Source organism: Streptococcus salivarius (assembly GCF_002094975.1).
Taxonomy (GTDB): domain Bacteria; phylum Bacillota; class Bacilli; order Lactobacillales; family Streptococcaceae; genus Streptococcus; species Streptococcus salivarius_D.
In genome coordinates this window covers 1,519,956-1,537,799 of the sequence record NZ_CP015283.1, presented here as the reverse complement: position 1 = coordinate 1,537,799, position 17,844 = coordinate 1,519,956, and the positions used below count along the sequence as shown (strand labels likewise).

The following is a 17,844-nucleotide window of genomic DNA, read 5'->3' as shown; positions in this document are numbered from 1 at the left end:
CATCAGGTTTCTTTTACGCCCTAAAGACAGGTGTTTAACCAAGAAAAAAAGCCCATTATTTGCATAAGGACTTTTAGCATGATATTAACGATTATCAATATTTTCTGGGTAAAGATCGTGATTAAAGAGACGTTGCTCTGCCATCTTTTCATACTTAGTTTCTGGACGACCGTAATTATAATAAGGGTCAATCGAGATACCACCGCGAGGTGTAAATTTACCCCAAACTTCCAAGTAACGAGGGTTCAAAAGCTCCACCAAATCTTTACCAATGGTATTAATACAGTTTTCATGGAAGTCTCCGTGATTACGGTAACTAAATAGGTAAAGCTTTAGAGATTTAGACTCAACGCAAAGCTGGTCTGGAATATAAGAAATATAAATACTGGCAAAATCAGGTTGCCCAGTAATAGGACAAAGTGACGTAAATTCTGGACAGTTGAATTTGATAAAGTAATCATTATCAGTATGACGATTATCAAAAGACTCCAAGACTTGTGGAGAGTATTCAAAAATATAAGGTGTCTCCTTATTACCAAGGAGAGTGAGGTTTTTCATTTCTTCTTGTTGTGACATTTTTCTTCCTTTGCTGTTAATTTTTATAGACCTTTATGTGGTCAATTTTTAATCTAAATTTCTAATGTTAATCATTAAAAAAGTAAAAATACTATCAATTCTAAGCTTATAGAATGTGAAGATTAGACACCGCGCTCATTATCATAGAGTAGAGTATGAAGCTGAGGGAGAACACGCACATTGCCCCACGAGTCGTCAGCGGCTACTGTCTCCCAAAGCTCTTTGAGGCGATCTAATTGATGTTGGACAATATTACCTTCTGCTTTCGGTTCAGGATTACCAGCCGAAAGAAACATGACATCTGGCTGATAACGTTCTTGAATCATTTTAGCAAAGGCTAAATCATCATCGTCGAAAACAGGAACCTTAAAGGTAACTTTATCAGGATCAAGTTGTGAAACAATAAAGTCAAGGGTTTCCATATTGACTTCCATCTTGGATGATGGTGGTTTAGGACTTAAGGTTACTTGATCAATATCCTTTAACCACTCCTGCCAGCGAGAACCCTGTGTCTCAACGGCCAAAGTTACTCCTCTAGCCTTGAGTTTTGAAACGAGTTCAGCCATATTTGCCGCTAAAAGAGCTGGGTTCCCTCCAGAAAGAGTGACATAGTCGTAAGTTCCTAGCGCATCCAAAGCTTCAATAACTTCATCAGCTGTCATACGTGTTGGCTTCTCTGACCCATCCCAAGTAAAGGCAGAATCACACCAATCACAATGGTAATCACATCCTGCTGTCCTTACAAACATGGTCTTTTGCCCGATAGCTCGGCCTTCCCCTTGAAAGGTCGGTCCAAAAATTTCAAGTACTGGCAGTTTGAGTACACGTTCTCTAGTCATCCAACCACTCCCGTCTAAACTCTGCGAAGGCTGTTGGTGTTTCATAAAGACGCACATATTCCAAACGAAGTCCTCTCTCCTCTGGCAAATGTTGACTCGTCGTCTGGAAAATCCAGAAAACCATATTTTCCGCAGTTGTATTCATATAAGGCAATGTCTCATTGAGATAACGGTGATCTAAGTGAGGTTCCAAATGGTCCTTATAAATGCGCTTAAGGTCACCAAAATCATAGGTCATGCCACGCTCATCCAAGTAGCCACTTACTGCAATCTGAAGATGGTAGGTATGACCATGAAGTGATTTACATTTACCTTCATAATTAAAGAGATGGTGGGCAGCATCAAAAGTAAACTCTTTAGAAACCATTGTACGGTGAGGATTGTAAACCAAGGACTCACCTGTTTCTTTTTTGATTTCTTTCGGTGCAAAGAACATTAAGCTTCTCCTCTTTCTGCTAGATATTTTTCAAGACCTTTTTGACGTAAGTGGCAGGCAGGGCATTCCCCGCAACCAGTTCCAATAATACCGTTATAGCAAGTTAGTGTTTTTTCACGAACATAGTCAAAAGCTCCTAGTTGGTCAGCCAAAGCCCAAGTCTCAGCCTTATCCAACCACATGAGTGGGGTTTGGATAACAAAATCATAGGCCATGGCTAGATTAAGTGTGACATTAAGCGATTTGACAAATACATCACGACAGTCTGGATAACCAGAAAAGTCTGTCTCACAAACACCCGTAACAATATCAGTAATACCACGTTGCTTAGCTAGAACAGCTGCAAAAGAAAGGAAGAGATGGTTACGCCCGTCCACAAAGGTATTAGGAACTTCACCTTCTTCTGCCTCAATCTCAATATCAGATGTTAAAGCATTTTCAGTAATTTGACCAAGCAAAGACATGTCCAAAACATGGTGTTTAAGCCCTTGTTCTTGCGCAATCTCTTTAGCTACTTCAATTTCCAAGCTATGACGTTGTCCATAAGCAAAAGTAACTAATTCAACTGTTTCATAATGTTTTAGAGCCCAAAATAGGCAAGTAGTAGAATCTTGACCGCCACTAAAGACGACCAAAGCTGATTGACGTTTCATAATATTCCTCTTTATTCGTGATGTCTGAGACACATAAAAAGGCCCCTTGGGGGAGCCAAAAAAACGCCAGTAATGGTTTTTTTTAGCGATGGTGTCTCCCAAACATCGAAAATGATTTATCTTTAATAGTCTATCATAGTTGAGAAAAAAAGAAAAGAGCCAAGGCTCTCTTCATTAATCAATCTCAGCGATAACTTCGATTTCAATTTTAACATCTTTTGGCAAACGTGCCACTTCTACCGCAGAACGTGCAGGGAAATCAGATGTAAAGGCAGTTGCATACACTTCGTTAAATGGAACGAAATCGTTAATGTCACTTAGGAAGCAAGTTGTTTTAACAACGTGATCAAAGTCTGTACCTGCTTCTGCCAAAATAGCACCAACATTTTTAAGAACTTGTTCTGTCTGTTCTTGAATTGTTTCACCAATGATTTCACCTGTTTCTGGTGACAATGGCACTTGACCAGAAGCAAACAAAAGATTGCCTACGATTTTACCTTGAACATAAGGTCCGATTGCTGCTGGTGCTTTATCAGTATGAATAGTTTTTGCCATGATAGTTCTCCTTTGACTAATATGTTGCTATTATAACAAAATATTCTGAAAATTGAAATATATAATTCCAAAAAGAAAAGAATCAGCGCTAGGCTAATCCTTCTCCTACTATTTCAGATACTTTTTAACATAGCTATAGTAGTCTGGTTTATCTTTTTTATTAAGTGCAAAGAGCATTTGACCTAAAGATTTCACACGACTCGATTCTTATTGTAAAGGATGTGCCTACTTTACCACAATTTATCAGATAAAAAAACTCTCCCTGCACAGCAGAGAGAGTTCGTTCGGATTTTGTTAAGCAAGATGCTATTATCCAATTTAAACTTATGTAGACTAATAAAAGTCTGGAATATTAATCCATCTTTGTCCCTTTATTTATTATCTTGCCCATTTTCCACAATCCAATCAGTAAGAGAGGGAAAGAGAATAGCGTTACAAGGCCCAGGATGATAAAGACTACTACAAATCCATAACTATCGATGAACCAACCCGTCAGTGGGAAGATGACAATCATGGATAGACTAAACATCATCGAATTGATGCTCAGCATGGTTGCCCGTACACTGGATGGTAAATAGCCTTGTAAATCATTGTAGTAAATGGGTTGATAAACCGCATAAAGTGCATTGGTCAAGAGATAAACACTTAGATAGGCGAATGGAGTTCTCAACCATACCAACAGCAAGGCCAACCCTGTCAGCGCAACCAGAATTGGAAAGACTTGATTGCTATTCCATTTTTTCCCGATTTGACTAGCTAGATAAACAGCTAGAAGATTTAAGAGACTACCAACAAGCATGATGAGCGATACTTGCCAACTGGCTAGGTCACTGATTTTCTGTTGGTAGTAAAAATAAAACATACACATGATGGTTCCTAGCAGTTGATAGGTGAGCATCCAGTAAAATAAGACCGGTTTCTCCTGCCATTCTTGTTTCACCACCACCAATATCCGTTTTAAGGTTAAGCGATCTCTTTCATCACTCTTAGTTTCTGGCTCCTTCATCAGAAAAATCAAGAGAATGGAAACTAATGAAAGGCCAATCGCAATATGATAGGTCCAGGCCAAGGCTCCGTGAACAAAGAAACCAGCAACAACTGTACCTAGAGTTCGGGTGACTTCTGCCACACCAGACAAAAAGCTAGAAATCTGAAGATAGCGGTCCTTTTGACCTGCTTCAACTGCTGAATCATATAAGAAAGCCGTACTGCTCCCCGAGTCAAAATTGTAAGACCAAGCATTGACCATCATGGCAATCGCATAGATCCAAAAATTTCCCTGACCAAGTAAGATCAAGACAGAGGATCCAATACTGGCCAAGCGAGCCAAATAGAGATTGGTCTTGTAGCTAAACCGATCGGCCAACATACCTGATGGAATCTCACACAAGAGACTTGTCCCATGAAAGATACTTTCTAGTAAACCGATTTGAAGTAAGGAAAGACCATTCTGAATGAAAAATAAAATCCAAAAACTGGTGATTCCAAAATAAGATGTGAATTCCAGTCCTGCTAGAAGTGGAATATTGCCTTTGTAAGTTCTTTTAAACATCGTTTTCTCACTTTCAATATGTAATTTGATTGTTTCTAAAAGACTTACTTAGAGTTGCCTACATTTTCCTCACCTCCTTAATTTAAAGTAAAAACGCCAGTTGGCGTTTTTATTTCATATACTTTTTAACATAGCTATAGTAGTCTGGTTTCTCTTTTTTATTAAGTGCAAAGAGCATTTGACCCTTAAGGGGCTCTTTCTCATCATTTGGTTCTAAAAAGAGAGCAACCTCTTTGGATTTAGTTGGGAAAAATACTGTATAAGACGTTTCTTTTCCCTGATCTTTTACTTTAAGCGAATAATAGGTAAAGTCATCTTTAGACTTGGGACCATCCACTGTATAGTTATAATCCTGCTCACCAATCTTGACCTTATCTTTCTTGAAAACAATCGCATAATCCTTCTTTAAGGCATCTTGTGCATGCCATTCACCCTCTAGTGAGGGAGCAGACTTGATGCAAGCTACCATTGAAACCATACAAAGTAAGGCCAAAAGACCAAGTAACCATCTTTTCATACTTTTGCACTCCTAAAGAATTTTACTTATGGTTTGATACGGTGCAACATACGTGGGAATGGAATAGCTTCACGGATGTGTTTTGTTCCAGCTACGAAAGTAACCATACGTTCAATACCGATACCAAAACCACCGTGTGGTACTGAACCATATTTACGTAGGTCAAGGTAGAATTCGTATTCTGAACGGTCCATTCCGAGTTCATCCATTTTAGCTACAAGAGCATCGTAGTCATCTTCACGCATTGAACCACCGATGATTTCACCATAACCTTCTGGAGCCAAAAGGTCTGCACAAAGAACGCGCTCAGGATTACCAGGAACTGGTTTCATGTAGAAGGCCTTGAAGCTTGCTGGATAATTAACAACGAATGTTGGAACACCAAAATAGTTAGAAATCCAAGTTTCGTGTGGTGAACCAAAGTCATCTCCATGTTCAAGGTGCTCGTAATCAGTATCTTCATCATTTTCATGTGCTTGAAGAAGATCGATAGCTTCATCATATGACACGCGCTTGAATGGCTCAGCAATGTATTTCTTAAGAAGATCTACATCACGTTCAAGGATTTCAAGAGCTTGTGGCGCACGATCAATAACACCTTGAATAAGAGCTTTAACATAAGCTTCTTGCAAATCAAGTGACTCATCATGTGACAAGAATGAATACTCAGCATCCATCATCCAGAACTCAGTCAAGTGACGGCGTGTTTTAGATTTTTCGGCACGGAAAACAGGACCGAAGTCAAAGACACGACCAAGAGCCATGGCACCAGCTTCAAGGTAAAGCTGACCAGATTGGCTTAGGTAAGCAGGTGTACCAAAGTAATCCGTTTCAAACAATTCTGTTGAATCTTCAGCTGCATTTCCTGACAAAATTGGACTATCAAATTTGATGAAACCATTTTTATCAAAGAATTCGTAAGTTGCGTAAATAATCGCATTACGAATTTGTTGGACAGCCATTTGTTTACGTGAACGCAACCAAAGGTGACGATTATCCATCAAGAAGTCAGTTCCGTGTTCTTTTGGTGTGATTGGGTAATCATGTGACTCACCGATGACTTCTACTGCTGTCACATCCAACTCGTAACCAAATTTTGAACGTTCATCTTCTTTGACCACACCAGTCACATAAACTGATGTTTCTTGGCTAAGACGTTTAACAGTATCAAATTTTTCAGTACCTTCTTCTTCACCGTATTTTTCGATGAAGTTAGGTTTGAAAGCTACCGCTTGGAAGAAGGCAGTTCCATCACGCAATTGAAGAAAGGCCAATTTCCCTTTACCTGATTTGTTAGCTACCCATGCACCGATAGTGATTTCTTCGCCCACGTGTTTAGGCACATCAATAATTGAAACTAATTGTTTAGACATGTAATTACTTCTCTTTTCTTTCGATCTATATTAATTCTATTTTTCCATAAAGGCTTTGATTCGGCGGACTGCTTCTTTCAAAGTATCCAAGTCTGTTGCATAGCTAAGACGAATATTTTCAGGTGCGCCGAATCCTGCACCTGTTACCAAAGCGACTTCAGCCTCTTCAAGGATAGCATTTGTAAAATCATTAACATTTGTGTAGCCTTTGATTTCCATCGCTTTTTTAACATTAGGGAAGAGGTAAAAGGCACCTTGAGGTTTGATGACTTCAAAGCCAGGCACTTCAGCTAGGAGTGGATAAATCGTATTCAAACGTTCCTCAAAAGCTTGACGCATTTCTTCGATCGAAGACTGATCACCTGTTAAGGCTTCAATCGCAGCATATTGAGAAACTGCTGTAAGATTTGATGTCGTTTGACTGATAATCTTAGCCATACCTGAAATAATTTCTGGATCTCCGACAGCAAAACCAACACGCCAACCTGTCATAGCATAAGTCTTTGAAACACCATTAATCACAATTGTTTGCTTACGAATGGCATCTGAAAGACTAGAAATTGGAGTAAAGGTGTTGCCATTATAGACCAAACGGCCATAGATATCATCTGCTAAAATCAAGATATCGTGCTCAACCGCCCAGTCACCAATTGCTTGCAATTCTTCCTTACTATAAATCATTCCTGTTGGATTTGATGGAGAATTAAGCAAGACAACTTTAGTTTTTTCAGTACGAGCCGCTTCAAGTTGTTCAACCGTTGCTTTAAATTGATTAGCTTCAGTCGTTTGGAAAGTGACCGGAACACCTTCAACCATTTTAACTTGGTCTACGTAAGAAACCCAGCAAGGTGTTGGAATAATGACTTCATCACCAGGATTGATGACCGTAGCAAAGAAAGCATATAAGATAAACTTCGCACCAGTGCCGACAACAACCTCATTTGGTTTTACAGCATAACCATAGAAATTTTCCATGTAAGTGCTAATCGCATCCTTAAGTTCTGGAAGTCCAGAAGCCACGGTATAAAAACTTGCTTTACCATTTGCAATAGAGGCAATGGCAGCATCTTGAATGTTCTTAGGTGTCACAAAATCTGGTTCACCAAGTGTCAAACTCAAGATATCACGCCCTTGAGCTTTAAGAGCTTTAGCACGCGCACTGGCAGCTAAAGTAACACTTTCTTCCATTTGTAATACACGATTTGATAATTTTGTCATTTCATTATAGTCCTTCCACTTTAATAACCTGACCTGAGATAAAATCAACCAGATAATACTGGGTTCCTGACTTCACTTCCCAAATAGGAGTTTTGCCATATTTTCCTAGGTGGACATAGGATATCTCCTTAGCACCATAGGCTTTAGCAGCTTTCTTAGCCACTGACTTACTTATACCATCAGATTGCTTGTAGATATCAACCTCACCTGAATCATGACTCACGATAACAGCCAGTTTCTCACCTTGACCAGACTTTCCAAGAAGCCCGTAATAGGTAGCCTCACCATGGTAGATATCAAATTCAGTAACAGTCTTAATATCTGCTTTGCTCTCTGCTATGGCAATAACCTTCTTTTCGGCGTCTACATAAGGCTTAGTCGCTACAATAAGAATAGCAGTCAAAGAGGCAATTAAGGTCACAACGATTACAATTATTCCAAAAATGAACTGTTGCTTTTTGGTCCAGGGTGAACGTTGTTTACGCATAATGCCTCCTAAAAAAGTTTCTGAATTTATTATATCAGAAAATGATAAATCTTTACATAGCAATATAGCTAGTATTGAGCAATTAAGTCTATCTTTTTTATAAGTCAGTAAAATTCATAAAGCCTGAGTAATCATAGAAAAGGTTAGTTTGAAAAAGTTAACTTTCTTTTTCTAAGAAATCCTGAATATCCTCTTTGACTTCCTCGAACTTAGCGTGCTTAAGCGCCACTTCTTGTGTGACTTCTTTTAGAAATAGTTTTCCATAACTCTTAACGAGCGGGCGATTATCCATAAGAAGAATAGCCGAGCGCTGTTCTGGACGTCTTTGAGCACGTCCAATAGCTTGTTTAAAACGTAAAACCGTCATGGGAAGACTGTAACTATCAAAGGTGCTCTTTCCTTGCTTAGAAAACCAAGATTCAATCTTTTGATAGAAAGGATCCTTAGGATTGTCAAACGGCAGACGTGCAATAACCTCAATTACCCTATCTTGTTGGGCAAAGTCAACACCTTCCCAGAACGACCCCATACCCAGAAGGAGATTGGTCTCACCTCTGTCAAAACGTTTTTTGACATTAAAAGCAGTCCCATTTTTCTCTTGAGTTAGGTGACGAACTTCCCTATGATCCAATAAATCTGAAACAGCCATCATACTCTTTCGAGATGTAAATAGTACTAAAATTGGATAGTCCATTTCAGATAGCTTCTGGAGACGCTTTGCAAGAGCAACTTCATACTCTTCCTCAGAAGTAATACCAATAATAGGCATGCTTTGATCAATCCAAATAGCTTGATTGGGTAAAGTATCCATTGGGAGGCTAACCTTGCGTACTTGATCTAAGCCCAACAAATCAGCCACATCTACATCAGGTCCCACATCAATAGTTGCTGAAACAATTATCACTTTTTGGGCACTTGGTAGATAAGCAGAAAGCTCTAAGAGCTCTTGGCGTGACGCCTTTAAATAAGTCACACGATGTTCCTGATAATAATCTGTTTCAAGCCAGAAATGGCTGTAAAGCGGTGTCTTCAGTGGAGACAACATCTCCATCAAATCACTTTCACCTTCCAGTTCAGAAATGGTTTGTAGCAAACGATCTAATTGCTGGCGATTATACTGCTTCTGAGGAAATTGTTGATGTTCTTGGATTAGATGAGAAACTTCAAACTGCAGATTTTCGAGCAAGCGTTGTTGAAGCAAGCTTTGACTACCACTATCAAGAATTCGATGAATATGTTGCAAAAGGACCGTAAGATTGACTTGATGACGTGAAAATTGTTCCAAAGCCAGAACCATCTTTTGCCCCTCATCAATCACAAGAGTCTTTCCTCGAACAAAATCATGATCATCTTCCATACGAGTCAACAGATAAGCATGGTTGGTTACAACTACCCTAGCTTCCTGAGCTTTTTGGTAGGACTGTTGCCAAAAATCATATTCAGCAAAAAGACTGTCAGCTTTTAACTTACCATCGTGCTTAATCTCATCGAAATAAGCCATATAGCGCTGTTTCTGTCTGATTTCGTCAAGATCCCCTGTCTCTGTTTCAGTCAACCAAACCAAAAGTTGCATTTTGTAACGATTAACCAAACGGTTACTATCCTGACGAAGTAAAGTTTGGTAGAAGGCATCTAACTTGATATAATTCTGAGGTCCTTTGAGACTATGAAAGTTAATATTAAAGACAGCAGACAAGGCTTTAGCTTCCTGATTCATAATCTGATTTTGAAGGAGCTTGGTCGGAACAGCCACCACCACTTTATCTACATCAGATTGCGCCAACAAGGGAAGCAAATAGCCATAGGTTTTCCCAATTCCAGTCTGAGCCTGAATCATGGAAATATCAGTATTATCAAGCTCCCTTCTTACTGCCTCAGCAAACTCTTTTTGTTTAGGCCGTGACTCCAAATCTAAGAGAGCAATATTGGTATCAAAATCTTGAGACAGTTTTCGTTCAGACTTATAAGTCAAAGGTCTACGAAGAACAATTCCAGATTCTTCAAGCATGACATATTCTTTTGAAAGGCCTAAATTTTGACCTCTTATAGCATCACGAATAACCAATTCAGTCTCAAAAAGAAGACTATCTGAAAAGGTCAAAAGCATCTCAATGGTCTGTCTAGGTAAGCTAGCAATCTTATCCATCAAATGAAACAAAAGCTGTCCGGTCGCTCTCGCATCTTCAATAGCGGTATGGGCCTGAGCTAGGTCAAGATTAAGAACCTTGGATAAATGAGATAGCTTATATTGTTCTAACGTCGGATAAAAGACTTGAGCCAATTCGACAGTATCCACACGAGGAGTTCTTAGTTCGAAGCCCTCCATGAAAAGTGTCTCAGCAAGCAAATTAGCGTCAAATTTAACATTATGGGCAACAAAAATACAGTCCTCAATCAGTTCAAAAATGGTTCTAGCAATTTCTGAGAAATCTGGGGCTTGAGCCAACTGCTGATCGGTAATCCCTGTTAAATGAATAATGTGATCATCGAGTTCTTGGTGTGGGTTAACATCACTCGCAAATTCGTCAATCACCTGACCATTTTGCATGATGACAATTCCCACCTGTATAATACTAGCCGTTGACGAAGCGGAGGTTGCTTCCAAGTCAACAATGGCATATTTATTCGTGTTTTTTTCACTCATAGTGACCTTATTATAGCATATCCAAAGCCCCAAAAAAAGATAAAGCCATCATTCTGATATTGGAAAAAGCCTGAAATTCGTGCTACACTAGAGCTATGAAAATAAGACGAATTTTAAATCCTGTTGCCCAGGAAAATACCTATATTTTAGAAAACGATACAGCCTGTCTAGTCATTGATCCAGGAAGTGATACTTCTAGTATCTTAGCTGAACTTAAAGCAATCGACAAACCGGTTGCTGCTATCCTTTTGACACATACACACTACGACCACATTATGAGTGTTGAGGCAGTCCGTCAGGCATACAATCATCCTCCTGTTTACGTTGCTGAAGCTGAAAAGGACTGGTTGCTGAATCCTATTGATAATTTATCTGGACTTCCACGTCATGACGATATGGAAGACGTTATTGTCAATCCAGCAGAATACTACTTCGATTTCACTCAGGACTATAACATCGAGGATTTCCAGTTTAAAGTTGTTCCAACCCCAGGACACTCTATTGGAGGTGTTTCTTTTATCTTTGATAAAGAAGAAACTGTATTTTCTGGTGATGCCCTCTTTAAAGAAACAATTGGACGCTGGGACCTTCCAACAGGGAACCACGAACAATTACTCACTAGTATTAAAGAACAACTCTTTACACTTCCTAACCACTACAGAGTTTTCCCAGGTCATGGATGGGACACCACTATTGGTCATGAAAAGGTCTTTAACCCACATTTTTCATAAAAACAAAAGCTTGTCTACACCTACTTTAGTAAGTACTAACAAGCTTTTTTTCTCGAATAAAAAAGGCTCTATAATTTCTGTAGTGGGTAAAATCACTGTAGAGATTATAGAGCTTTTTGAATGCAGACAAAAAGTCCCATAAGAACTATAATGAAAAGCAACCAAACCATCATTAGGAAGAACTTATGAGACTTATTAAGAATACCACAGAATTAATCGGAATTAAAGACCAAAACATCAAGATTTCACTTGTTTTTGAAACTGACACTCATATAGAGATTCAAGCAAAACTCGATTATCCTGCACCATCATGTCCTCATTGCCATGGAAAAATGATCAAGTACGACTTTCAAAAGCCTTCTAAAATCCCTCTTCTCGAACAAGCGGGAACTCCAACACTACTACGTCTGAAGAAACGCCGCTTCCAGTGTAAAAATTGTAGGAGAGTCACGGTAGCTGAGACATCAATCGTTGAGAAAAACTGTCAAATCTCCAACCTTGTCCGACAAAAGGTTACACAACTACTAACTGAGAAGATGTCACTAACTGATATTGCCAGAAAGCTTCGTGTGTCGACGTCCACTGTCTATCGTAAGCTCGACCAGTTTACTTTCAAGGAACATTATGACAAGCTCCCTACTGTTATGTCCTGGGATGAGTTTGGGTTCAAGAAAGGGGAATTCGCTTTTGTAGCCCAGAATTATGAGACAAACGAACTCATAACCATCCTTGATAATCGTCGCCAAACCACTATACGAAACTACTTTTTGAAGTATCCATTGAAAGTCCGACAACAGGTACAGTTTATCACGATGGATATGTCTGGGACCTATATGCCACTAGCCAAAAAACTTTTTCCAAACGCCAAAATCGTTCTTGATCGTTTCCACATTATCCAGCACCTTGGTCGAGCATTTTTAAAGACAAGAATTGCTATTATGAACCAGTTTGATAAGAAGTCACTACCCTATCGAGCCTTGAAAAATCACTGGCGACTCTTTCAAAAGGACAGCCGTAAGCTATCGCTCAACTCTTTTTATTCAAAGACTTTCCGACAAACTTTAGCACCACATGAAGTCGTTGAGAAGACTCTAGACTTTTCAGAAGAGCTCGCTAATGACTACAACCTCTATCAGCTTTTGCTTTTTCACTTTCAGGAGAAGAGGGTAGATGAGTTTTTTGAGTCAATAGAGGAGAACATGAGCAAGGTCAATCACTACTTTCAAACGGTCTTTAGGACTTTTCTTAGACACAAGCAATACATCAAGAATGCGCTAGAAACTGACTATTCAAACGCGAAACTCGAAGCGACTAACAAGTTGATCAAAGACATCAAACGGTTGGGCTTCGGTTTTAGAAACTTCATCAACTTTAAGAAACGTGTCTTCATCACTCTAAACATAAAAAAAGAGAAGACCTATCAGGTCCTCTCTAGATGTTAGCTTTTCGTCACCCACTACAGTTGACAAAGAGCCCTTATCTGAAACACTGTAGTGTGTTTATTTAGATTTGATATAGTTAACACCATCTGCTTTAGGTGCAACGGCTTTACCGAAGAAAGCAGCCAAGACAATAATAGTCAAGATATATGGTGCAATTTGCAAATACACATTTGGTACATGTGAAATAAGTGGAAGCTGTTTTCCAATGATTGCCAATGATTGTGACAATCCAAAGAACAAACTTGAGAGCATAGCTCCGATTGGACTCCAACGACCAAAAATCATAGCAGCCAAGGCGATGAAACCAGGACCTGCAATTGTTGTAACAGCAAAGTTGTTAGAGATGGATTGAGCATATACCGCACCACCAACACCACCAAGGAAACCTGAAATCATAACGCCATAGTAGCGCATACGATAAACGTTAATACCAAGTGTATCCGCTGCCTGTGGGTGCTCACCAACTGAACGAAGTCGCAAACCAAAGCGTGTCTTGAAGATAAGCCACCATGATGCTACTGAAACCAAGATAGCAACATACGCTACCAAAGAAACATTAGTGAAGAAAACTTTACCCAAGAAAGGGATATGATCCAAGATTGGGAATGATACAGTCTTAAAGTTATGACTGATAGCAGGTGTTTGACCAGCACCATAGATAACACGTGTCAAGAATACTGCCAAAGAGGGTGCGATAAGGTTCAACACTGTACCAGAGACAACATGGTCCGCACGGAAGTTAATTGTCGCAACCGCATGGAGCAATGAATAGAGAACGCCAATCAGACCTGCTACAATCGCAGCAATCCAAGGTGTCGCGTTTCCAAAACTTTCTGCAAAAGTCAAGTTAAAGAGAACACCTGCGAAAGCACCAATTACCATAATTCCTTCAAGGCCGACATTTACGATACCACCTCGTTCAGAGAAAGTTCCACCGATACTTGTAAAAATCAATGGTGCTGAGTATTTCAACATAGAGGCAACGATCAAGGCTATAATTGTAATAAAGTCCATATTAGTTCTGTCCTCCTTTAGCTTTCACTGATTTATGACGAGGGCGAACCCAATATCTAATGATGTAGTTAGCACCAACAAAGAAGATAATCAAGGCTGAAACAACATCAATGATTTCAGGTGGCACGCCAATCATACCACTCTTACCAATAGACAAGACACCATAAAGGAGGGCGGCAAATGGAATACCGATAGGTGAGTTAGACGCTAAAAGCGCAACCGCCATACCGTTCCAACCGATAGCCAATGAAGCGTTTTGAACGAAGACATTTTGGAATGTACCAAGTCCTTCTACTGTTCCTCCAAGACCACAAAGAGCACCTGAGATAATCATTGACATGATAATAACACGTTTAGATGACATTCCTGCATACTCTGATGCATGAGGATTAAGACCTACAGAGGTAATTTCAAAACCAGTTGTTGTTTTCTTAAGCAAGAACCAAACTAAGAAGGCAGCTGCAAGAGCCAGGAAGAAACCAATATTGAAACGCGAACCACCAGTTATTTGAGATAAGAACTCTGTTTGATAACTAGCTGAGGCTACAACCTTGTTAGATGCTTCTGAAGAACGCAACATATCAGCTGTAAATCCAAAGCGAATAATATTGTTCGCCACATACAAAATGATGTAGTTCATCATGATGGTTACAATGACCTCACTTGTTCCCAAGTAAGCACGGAGAATACCTGGAATAGCCCCAGCGATACCACCTGCAACCAGACCAATAATGACTGTACAGATAACTGAAACCACCTTTGGCAAATCAGGGAATGACAAGGCAAACCATACAGCAGAAACCCATCCTGCCAAGGCCTGTCCTGGCAAACCTACGTTAAAGAAACCTGCCTTAGAGGCAACAGAGAATCCAAGTGCAATCAGAATCAGCGGACTCATGGCACGAAGAATTTCACCAATATTTTTCAATGAACCGAAGGCCGTTGTGAAGAGATCGTAGTAAGCCCAGAATGGATCGTAACCGAAGATTAACATCAAAACGGCTCCAATCAACATTCCCAAGAGGACAGCAATTAAAGGAACTGCCCAATTTTGTACTTTTTTAGACATTTGCTTCCTCCTTATTCAATTGTCCACCAGCCATAAGAATACCAAGATCTTGCTTATTCGTTTCAGCAGGATCTAGAATTCCCTGAATTGCACCATCATAGATAACCGCAATTCTGTCTGACATATCAAGAATTTCATCCAATTCAAAGCTGACAACAATAACAGCCTTACCTTTATCACGTTCAGCGATAATACGTTTACGGATGTACTCAATAGCACCAACGTCAAGACCACGAGTTGGTTGACTTACAATAAGAAGTTCTGGGTCACGGTCAATCTCACGAGCGATAACAGCTTTTTGTTGGTTACCACCTGACAATTCACCACCAGCAATTAACTCTCCCGCACCACGAACATCAAATTCTTTCATCAATTCACGCGCTTTTGCATTGATGACACTATAGTTCAAGATACCATTCTTAGAATTTGGTTCTTTGTAGTAGGTTTGAAGAGCGATATTTTCAGCAACTGTCATTTCAAGGACCATACCATCACGGTGACGACCTTCAGGAATATGACCAACACTCATTTCAGTAATCTGACGAGTTGTCTTATGGATAATCGATTCACCCTTGATGGTAATATCACCTGACTTAACTTTACGAAGTCCTGTAATCGCTTGGACAAGTTCTGTCTGACCATTGCCATCGATACCGGCAATACCGATGATTTCACCAGCACGAACATCTAATGACAGATTTTTCACAGCTGGAATTCCACGGTTCTCGTTAACCACCAAATCTTTAATAGAAAGAACAACTTCTTTTGGATTTGAAGGAATTTTCTCTGTTTTGAAGGAAACCTGATGACCAACCATCATTTCGGCCAAGTCAGCATTTGTTGACCCTTCAATCGTTACTGTATCAATTGATTTACCACGTCTAATGACAGTGACACGATCAGATACTGCACGGATTTCATCCAACTTATGGGTAATAAGGATAATTGACTTACCTTCCTTAACCAAGGTCTTCATAATGTTTAGAAGTTCAGTAATTTCAGACGGAGTCAATACCGCAGTCGGTTCATCGAAGATCAAGATATCAGCCCCACGATAGAGAGTCTTAAGGATTTCAACACGTTGTTGAGCACCAACAGAGATATCTGCTACTTTGGCAGTTGGATCTACTGCAAGACCATATCTTTCAGAGAGTTCAGTAATTTCCTTGGTAGCCTTCTTCATATCAAGTACTCCACCAGCTTTGGTTACCTCACTACCCAAAATGATATTCTCAGCAACTGTAAAAGCTTCAACCAACATAAAGTGTTGGTGAACCATCCCAATCCCCAGTTTCGTTGCTTTAGATGGTGAATCAATCGTCACCTCTTGTCCTTTAACCTTAATGGTTCCGCTCGTAGGTTGCAAAAGACCTGAAAGCATATTCATTAAAGTTGACTTACCTGCACCATTTTCACCGAGGAGGGCGTGGATTTCTCCTTGTCTCACATCAAGATTGATATGATCATTTGCCACAAATTCACCAAATTTTTTGGTAATATCGTGCATCTCAATGACATTTGGCTTCGTCATACAATCTCCTTTCAGAATAATTTTAATTTCAGCAAAGGGGATCATTAACTGCTTCCCTTTGCTGAGACAAAAATTGTCTCAGTTTAAGCTCTATAAAGACTTATGCTTAACTATTATTTGCTAAGACCATCAGTTGGTTTCAATTCACCATTCTTGATTTGTTCTTTAGCTTTTTCTACTGCATCCTTGATATCTGAAGGAAGATTAGACGTTACAATGTCAACACCACCGTCTTTGATACCGTAAGTCTTAGTTTTACCACCTTCGAATTTATCGCCTTTGACTTGTCCGTTAGCAATATCTTTAACAACTGTACCAACTTGTTTGATTGTTGAAGTCAAAACAAAGTTAGATTTTTTCTTGTCTGAAGATGTGTAATTACCTTCTGCTGTTTGGTCACGGTCAACACCGATTACCCATACTTTCTTATCGCTGTCAGCATCAAGTTTTTCGTTAACTTCTTTAGCAGCTGTGAAGACACCAGTACCAGTACCACCAGCAGCTTGATAGATTACGTCAACGCCTGAAGCGTACATTGTTGAAGCGATTGTTGTACCTTTAGCTGCATCAGAGAATGATTCAGCATATTGAACTTGTACATCGATATCAGGTTTTACTGACTTAGCACCCGCTGTGAAACCAGCTTCAAAACGTGTAATTGTGTCTGATGTTTGACCACCGATGAAACCAACTTTATTTGTTTTTGTCTGCATAGCTGCTGCGATACCTGCAAGGTAAGCACCTTCGTTATCGGCAAACAAAACGCTCTCAACGTTCTTTTGATCTTTAATAACATCGTCAATGATTACATAGTTCACATCTTCATGTTCTTTGGCTGCATCTGCAACTGCATCATGAAGAGCGAAACCAACACCAAAGATGAGGTTGTAGCCTTGACTTTGTGCTGAAGACATGTTTGTTGCAAAGTCAGACTCTGAACCAGATTGGAAGTACGTGAAGCCAGAATCTTTTTTAAGTTTGTTAGCTTTACCCCACGCTTGAAGTCCTTCCCACGCTGATTGGTTAAATGATTTATCATCTACCCCACCAGTATCTGTAACGATAGCAGCTTTAACTTTTGAATCAGCTGATGATCCGCCACGTCCGCCACGTGCACATGCTGCAAGACCAAGTGCCGCAACAGCAACAAGGCCAAGCCCGATAATTTTCTTGTTCAATTTCATCTTGAACACTCCTCCTATAACTT

At 39.7% G+C, this 17,844-nt stretch carries 16 protein-coding genes and 1 pseudogene; 2 read left to right on the top strand and 15 right to left on the bottom strand.

Annotation, left to right across the window (positions count from 1 at the left end; all coding sequences use genetic code 11):
• Positions 1-84 precede the first annotated feature (84 nt).
• The 11 genes from queF to V471_RS07130 all read right to left on the bottom strand — a co-directional run bounded on the left by queF (position 85) and on the right by V471_RS07130 (position 10,850).
• On the bottom strand, positions 85-576 hold the full coding sequence (gene queF, locus V471_RS07180) for a preQ(1) synthase (RefSeq protein WP_003097375.1): 492 nt from the start codon (positions 574-576) through the stop codon (positions 85-87).
• A 122-nt stretch (positions 577-698) separates the two neighbouring features.
• Positions 699-1,415 (bottom strand): 7-carboxy-7-deazaguanine synthase QueE, encoded by a 717-nt coding sequence (gene queE, locus V471_RS07175; RefSeq protein WP_004182409.1) that lies wholly within the window; start codon positions 1,413-1,415, stop codon positions 699-701.
• Positions 1,408-1,851: a 6-carboxytetrahydropterin synthase QueD gene (gene queD / locus V471_RS07170; RefSeq protein WP_045768642.1), complete on the bottom strand. Its 444-nt coding sequence runs from the start codon at positions 1,849-1,851 to the stop codon at positions 1,408-1,410. The genes queE and queD overlap by 8 nt, the downstream gene beginning before the upstream one ends.
• On the bottom strand, positions 1,851-2,504 hold the full coding sequence (gene queC, locus V471_RS07165) for a 7-cyano-7-deazaguanine synthase QueC (RefSeq protein WP_004182407.1): 654 nt from the start codon (positions 2,502-2,504) through the stop codon (positions 1,851-1,853). Before queC ends, queD begins: the two co-directional genes overlap by 1 nt.
• A 174-nt stretch (positions 2,505-2,678) precedes the next feature.
• The gene (locus tag V471_RS07160; RefSeq protein ID WP_002891112.1) at positions 2,679-3,059 is read right to left on the bottom strand and encodes a RidA family protein; all 381 of its coding nucleotides are present in this window, start codon (positions 3,057-3,059) and stop codon (positions 2,679-2,681) included.
• A gap of 352 nt (positions 3,060-3,411) precedes the next feature.
• A complete protein-coding gene (locus V471_RS07155; protein WP_013990481.1) occupies positions 3,412-4,611 on the bottom strand; it encodes an MFS transporter in 1,200 nt (399 codons plus the stop codon).
• A 109-nt stretch (positions 4,612-4,720) separates the two neighbouring features.
• On the bottom strand, positions 4,721-5,128 hold the full coding sequence (locus tag V471_RS07150; protein ID WP_013990480.1) for a hypothetical protein: 408 nt from the start codon (positions 5,126-5,128) through the stop codon (positions 4,721-4,723).
• A gap of 26 nt (positions 5,129-5,154) precedes the next feature.
• Positions 5,155-6,501, bottom strand: a complete 1,347-nt coding sequence (gene asnS / locus V471_RS07145) for an asparagine--tRNA ligase (RefSeq protein ID WP_002891115.1) — start codon at positions 6,499-6,501, stop codon at positions 5,155-5,157.
• Between the two features lie 36 nt (positions 6,502-6,537).
• Positions 6,538-7,719 carry a pyridoxal phosphate-dependent aminotransferase gene (locus tag V471_RS07140; RefSeq protein WP_045768641.1) on the bottom strand — a complete coding sequence of 394 codons (1,182 nt, stop codon included), beginning with the start codon at positions 7,717-7,719 and terminating at the stop codon, positions 6,538-6,540.
• 4 nt (positions 7,720-7,723) lie between these two features.
• Positions 7,724-8,206: a cell wall elongation regulator TseB-like domain-containing protein gene (locus V471_RS07135; protein ID WP_070847407.1), complete on the bottom strand. Its 483-nt coding sequence runs from the start codon at positions 8,204-8,206 to the stop codon at positions 7,724-7,726.
• Between the two features lie 157 nt (positions 8,207-8,363).
• Positions 8,364-10,850, bottom strand: a complete 2,487-nt coding sequence (locus V471_RS07130; RefSeq protein ID WP_084871339.1) for a bifunctional DnaQ family exonuclease/ATP-dependent helicase — start codon at positions 10,848-10,850, stop codon at positions 8,364-8,366.
• 95 nt (positions 10,851-10,945) lie between these two features.
• On the opposite strand from V471_RS07130, the gene V471_RS07125 reads away from it, so the two are divergent.
• Positions 10,946-11,581, top strand: coding sequence for an MBL fold metallo-hydrolase (locus V471_RS07125; RefSeq protein WP_045768638.1), 636 nt, complete (start codon positions 10,946-10,948; stop codon positions 11,579-11,581).
• A gap of 185 nt (positions 11,582-11,766) precedes the next feature.
• Positions 11,767-13,016, top strand: a pseudogene (locus tag V471_RS07120) (ISL3 family transposase).
• Between the two features lie 64 nt (positions 13,017-13,080).
• Here the strand turns inward: V471_RS07120 and V471_RS07115 are convergent.
• The 4 genes from V471_RS07115 to V471_RS07100 form a co-directional block, all read right to left on the bottom strand.
• The gene (locus tag V471_RS07115; RefSeq protein ID WP_004182401.1) at positions 13,081-14,037 is read right to left on the bottom strand and encodes an ABC transporter permease; all 957 of its coding nucleotides are present in this window, start codon (positions 14,035-14,037) and stop codon (positions 13,081-13,083) included.
• Position 14,038: 1 nt separating this feature from the next.
• The gene (locus tag V471_RS07110; protein ID WP_004182400.1) at positions 14,039-15,106 is read right to left on the bottom strand and encodes an ABC transporter permease; all 1,068 of its coding nucleotides are present in this window, start codon (positions 15,104-15,106) and stop codon (positions 14,039-14,041) included.
• Positions 15,099-16,637: an ABC transporter ATP-binding protein gene (locus V471_RS07105; protein ID WP_084871338.1), complete on the bottom strand. Its 1,539-nt coding sequence runs from the start codon at positions 16,635-16,637 to the stop codon at positions 15,099-15,101. The genes V471_RS07110 and V471_RS07105 overlap by 8 nt, the downstream gene beginning before the upstream one ends.
• Positions 16,638-16,750: 113 nt before the next feature.
• Positions 16,751-17,815 (bottom strand): BMP family lipoprotein, encoded by a 1,065-nt coding sequence (locus V471_RS07100; RefSeq protein ID WP_284443953.1) that lies wholly within the window; start codon positions 17,813-17,815, stop codon positions 16,751-16,753.
• Positions 17,816-17,844 lie beyond the last annotated feature (29 nt).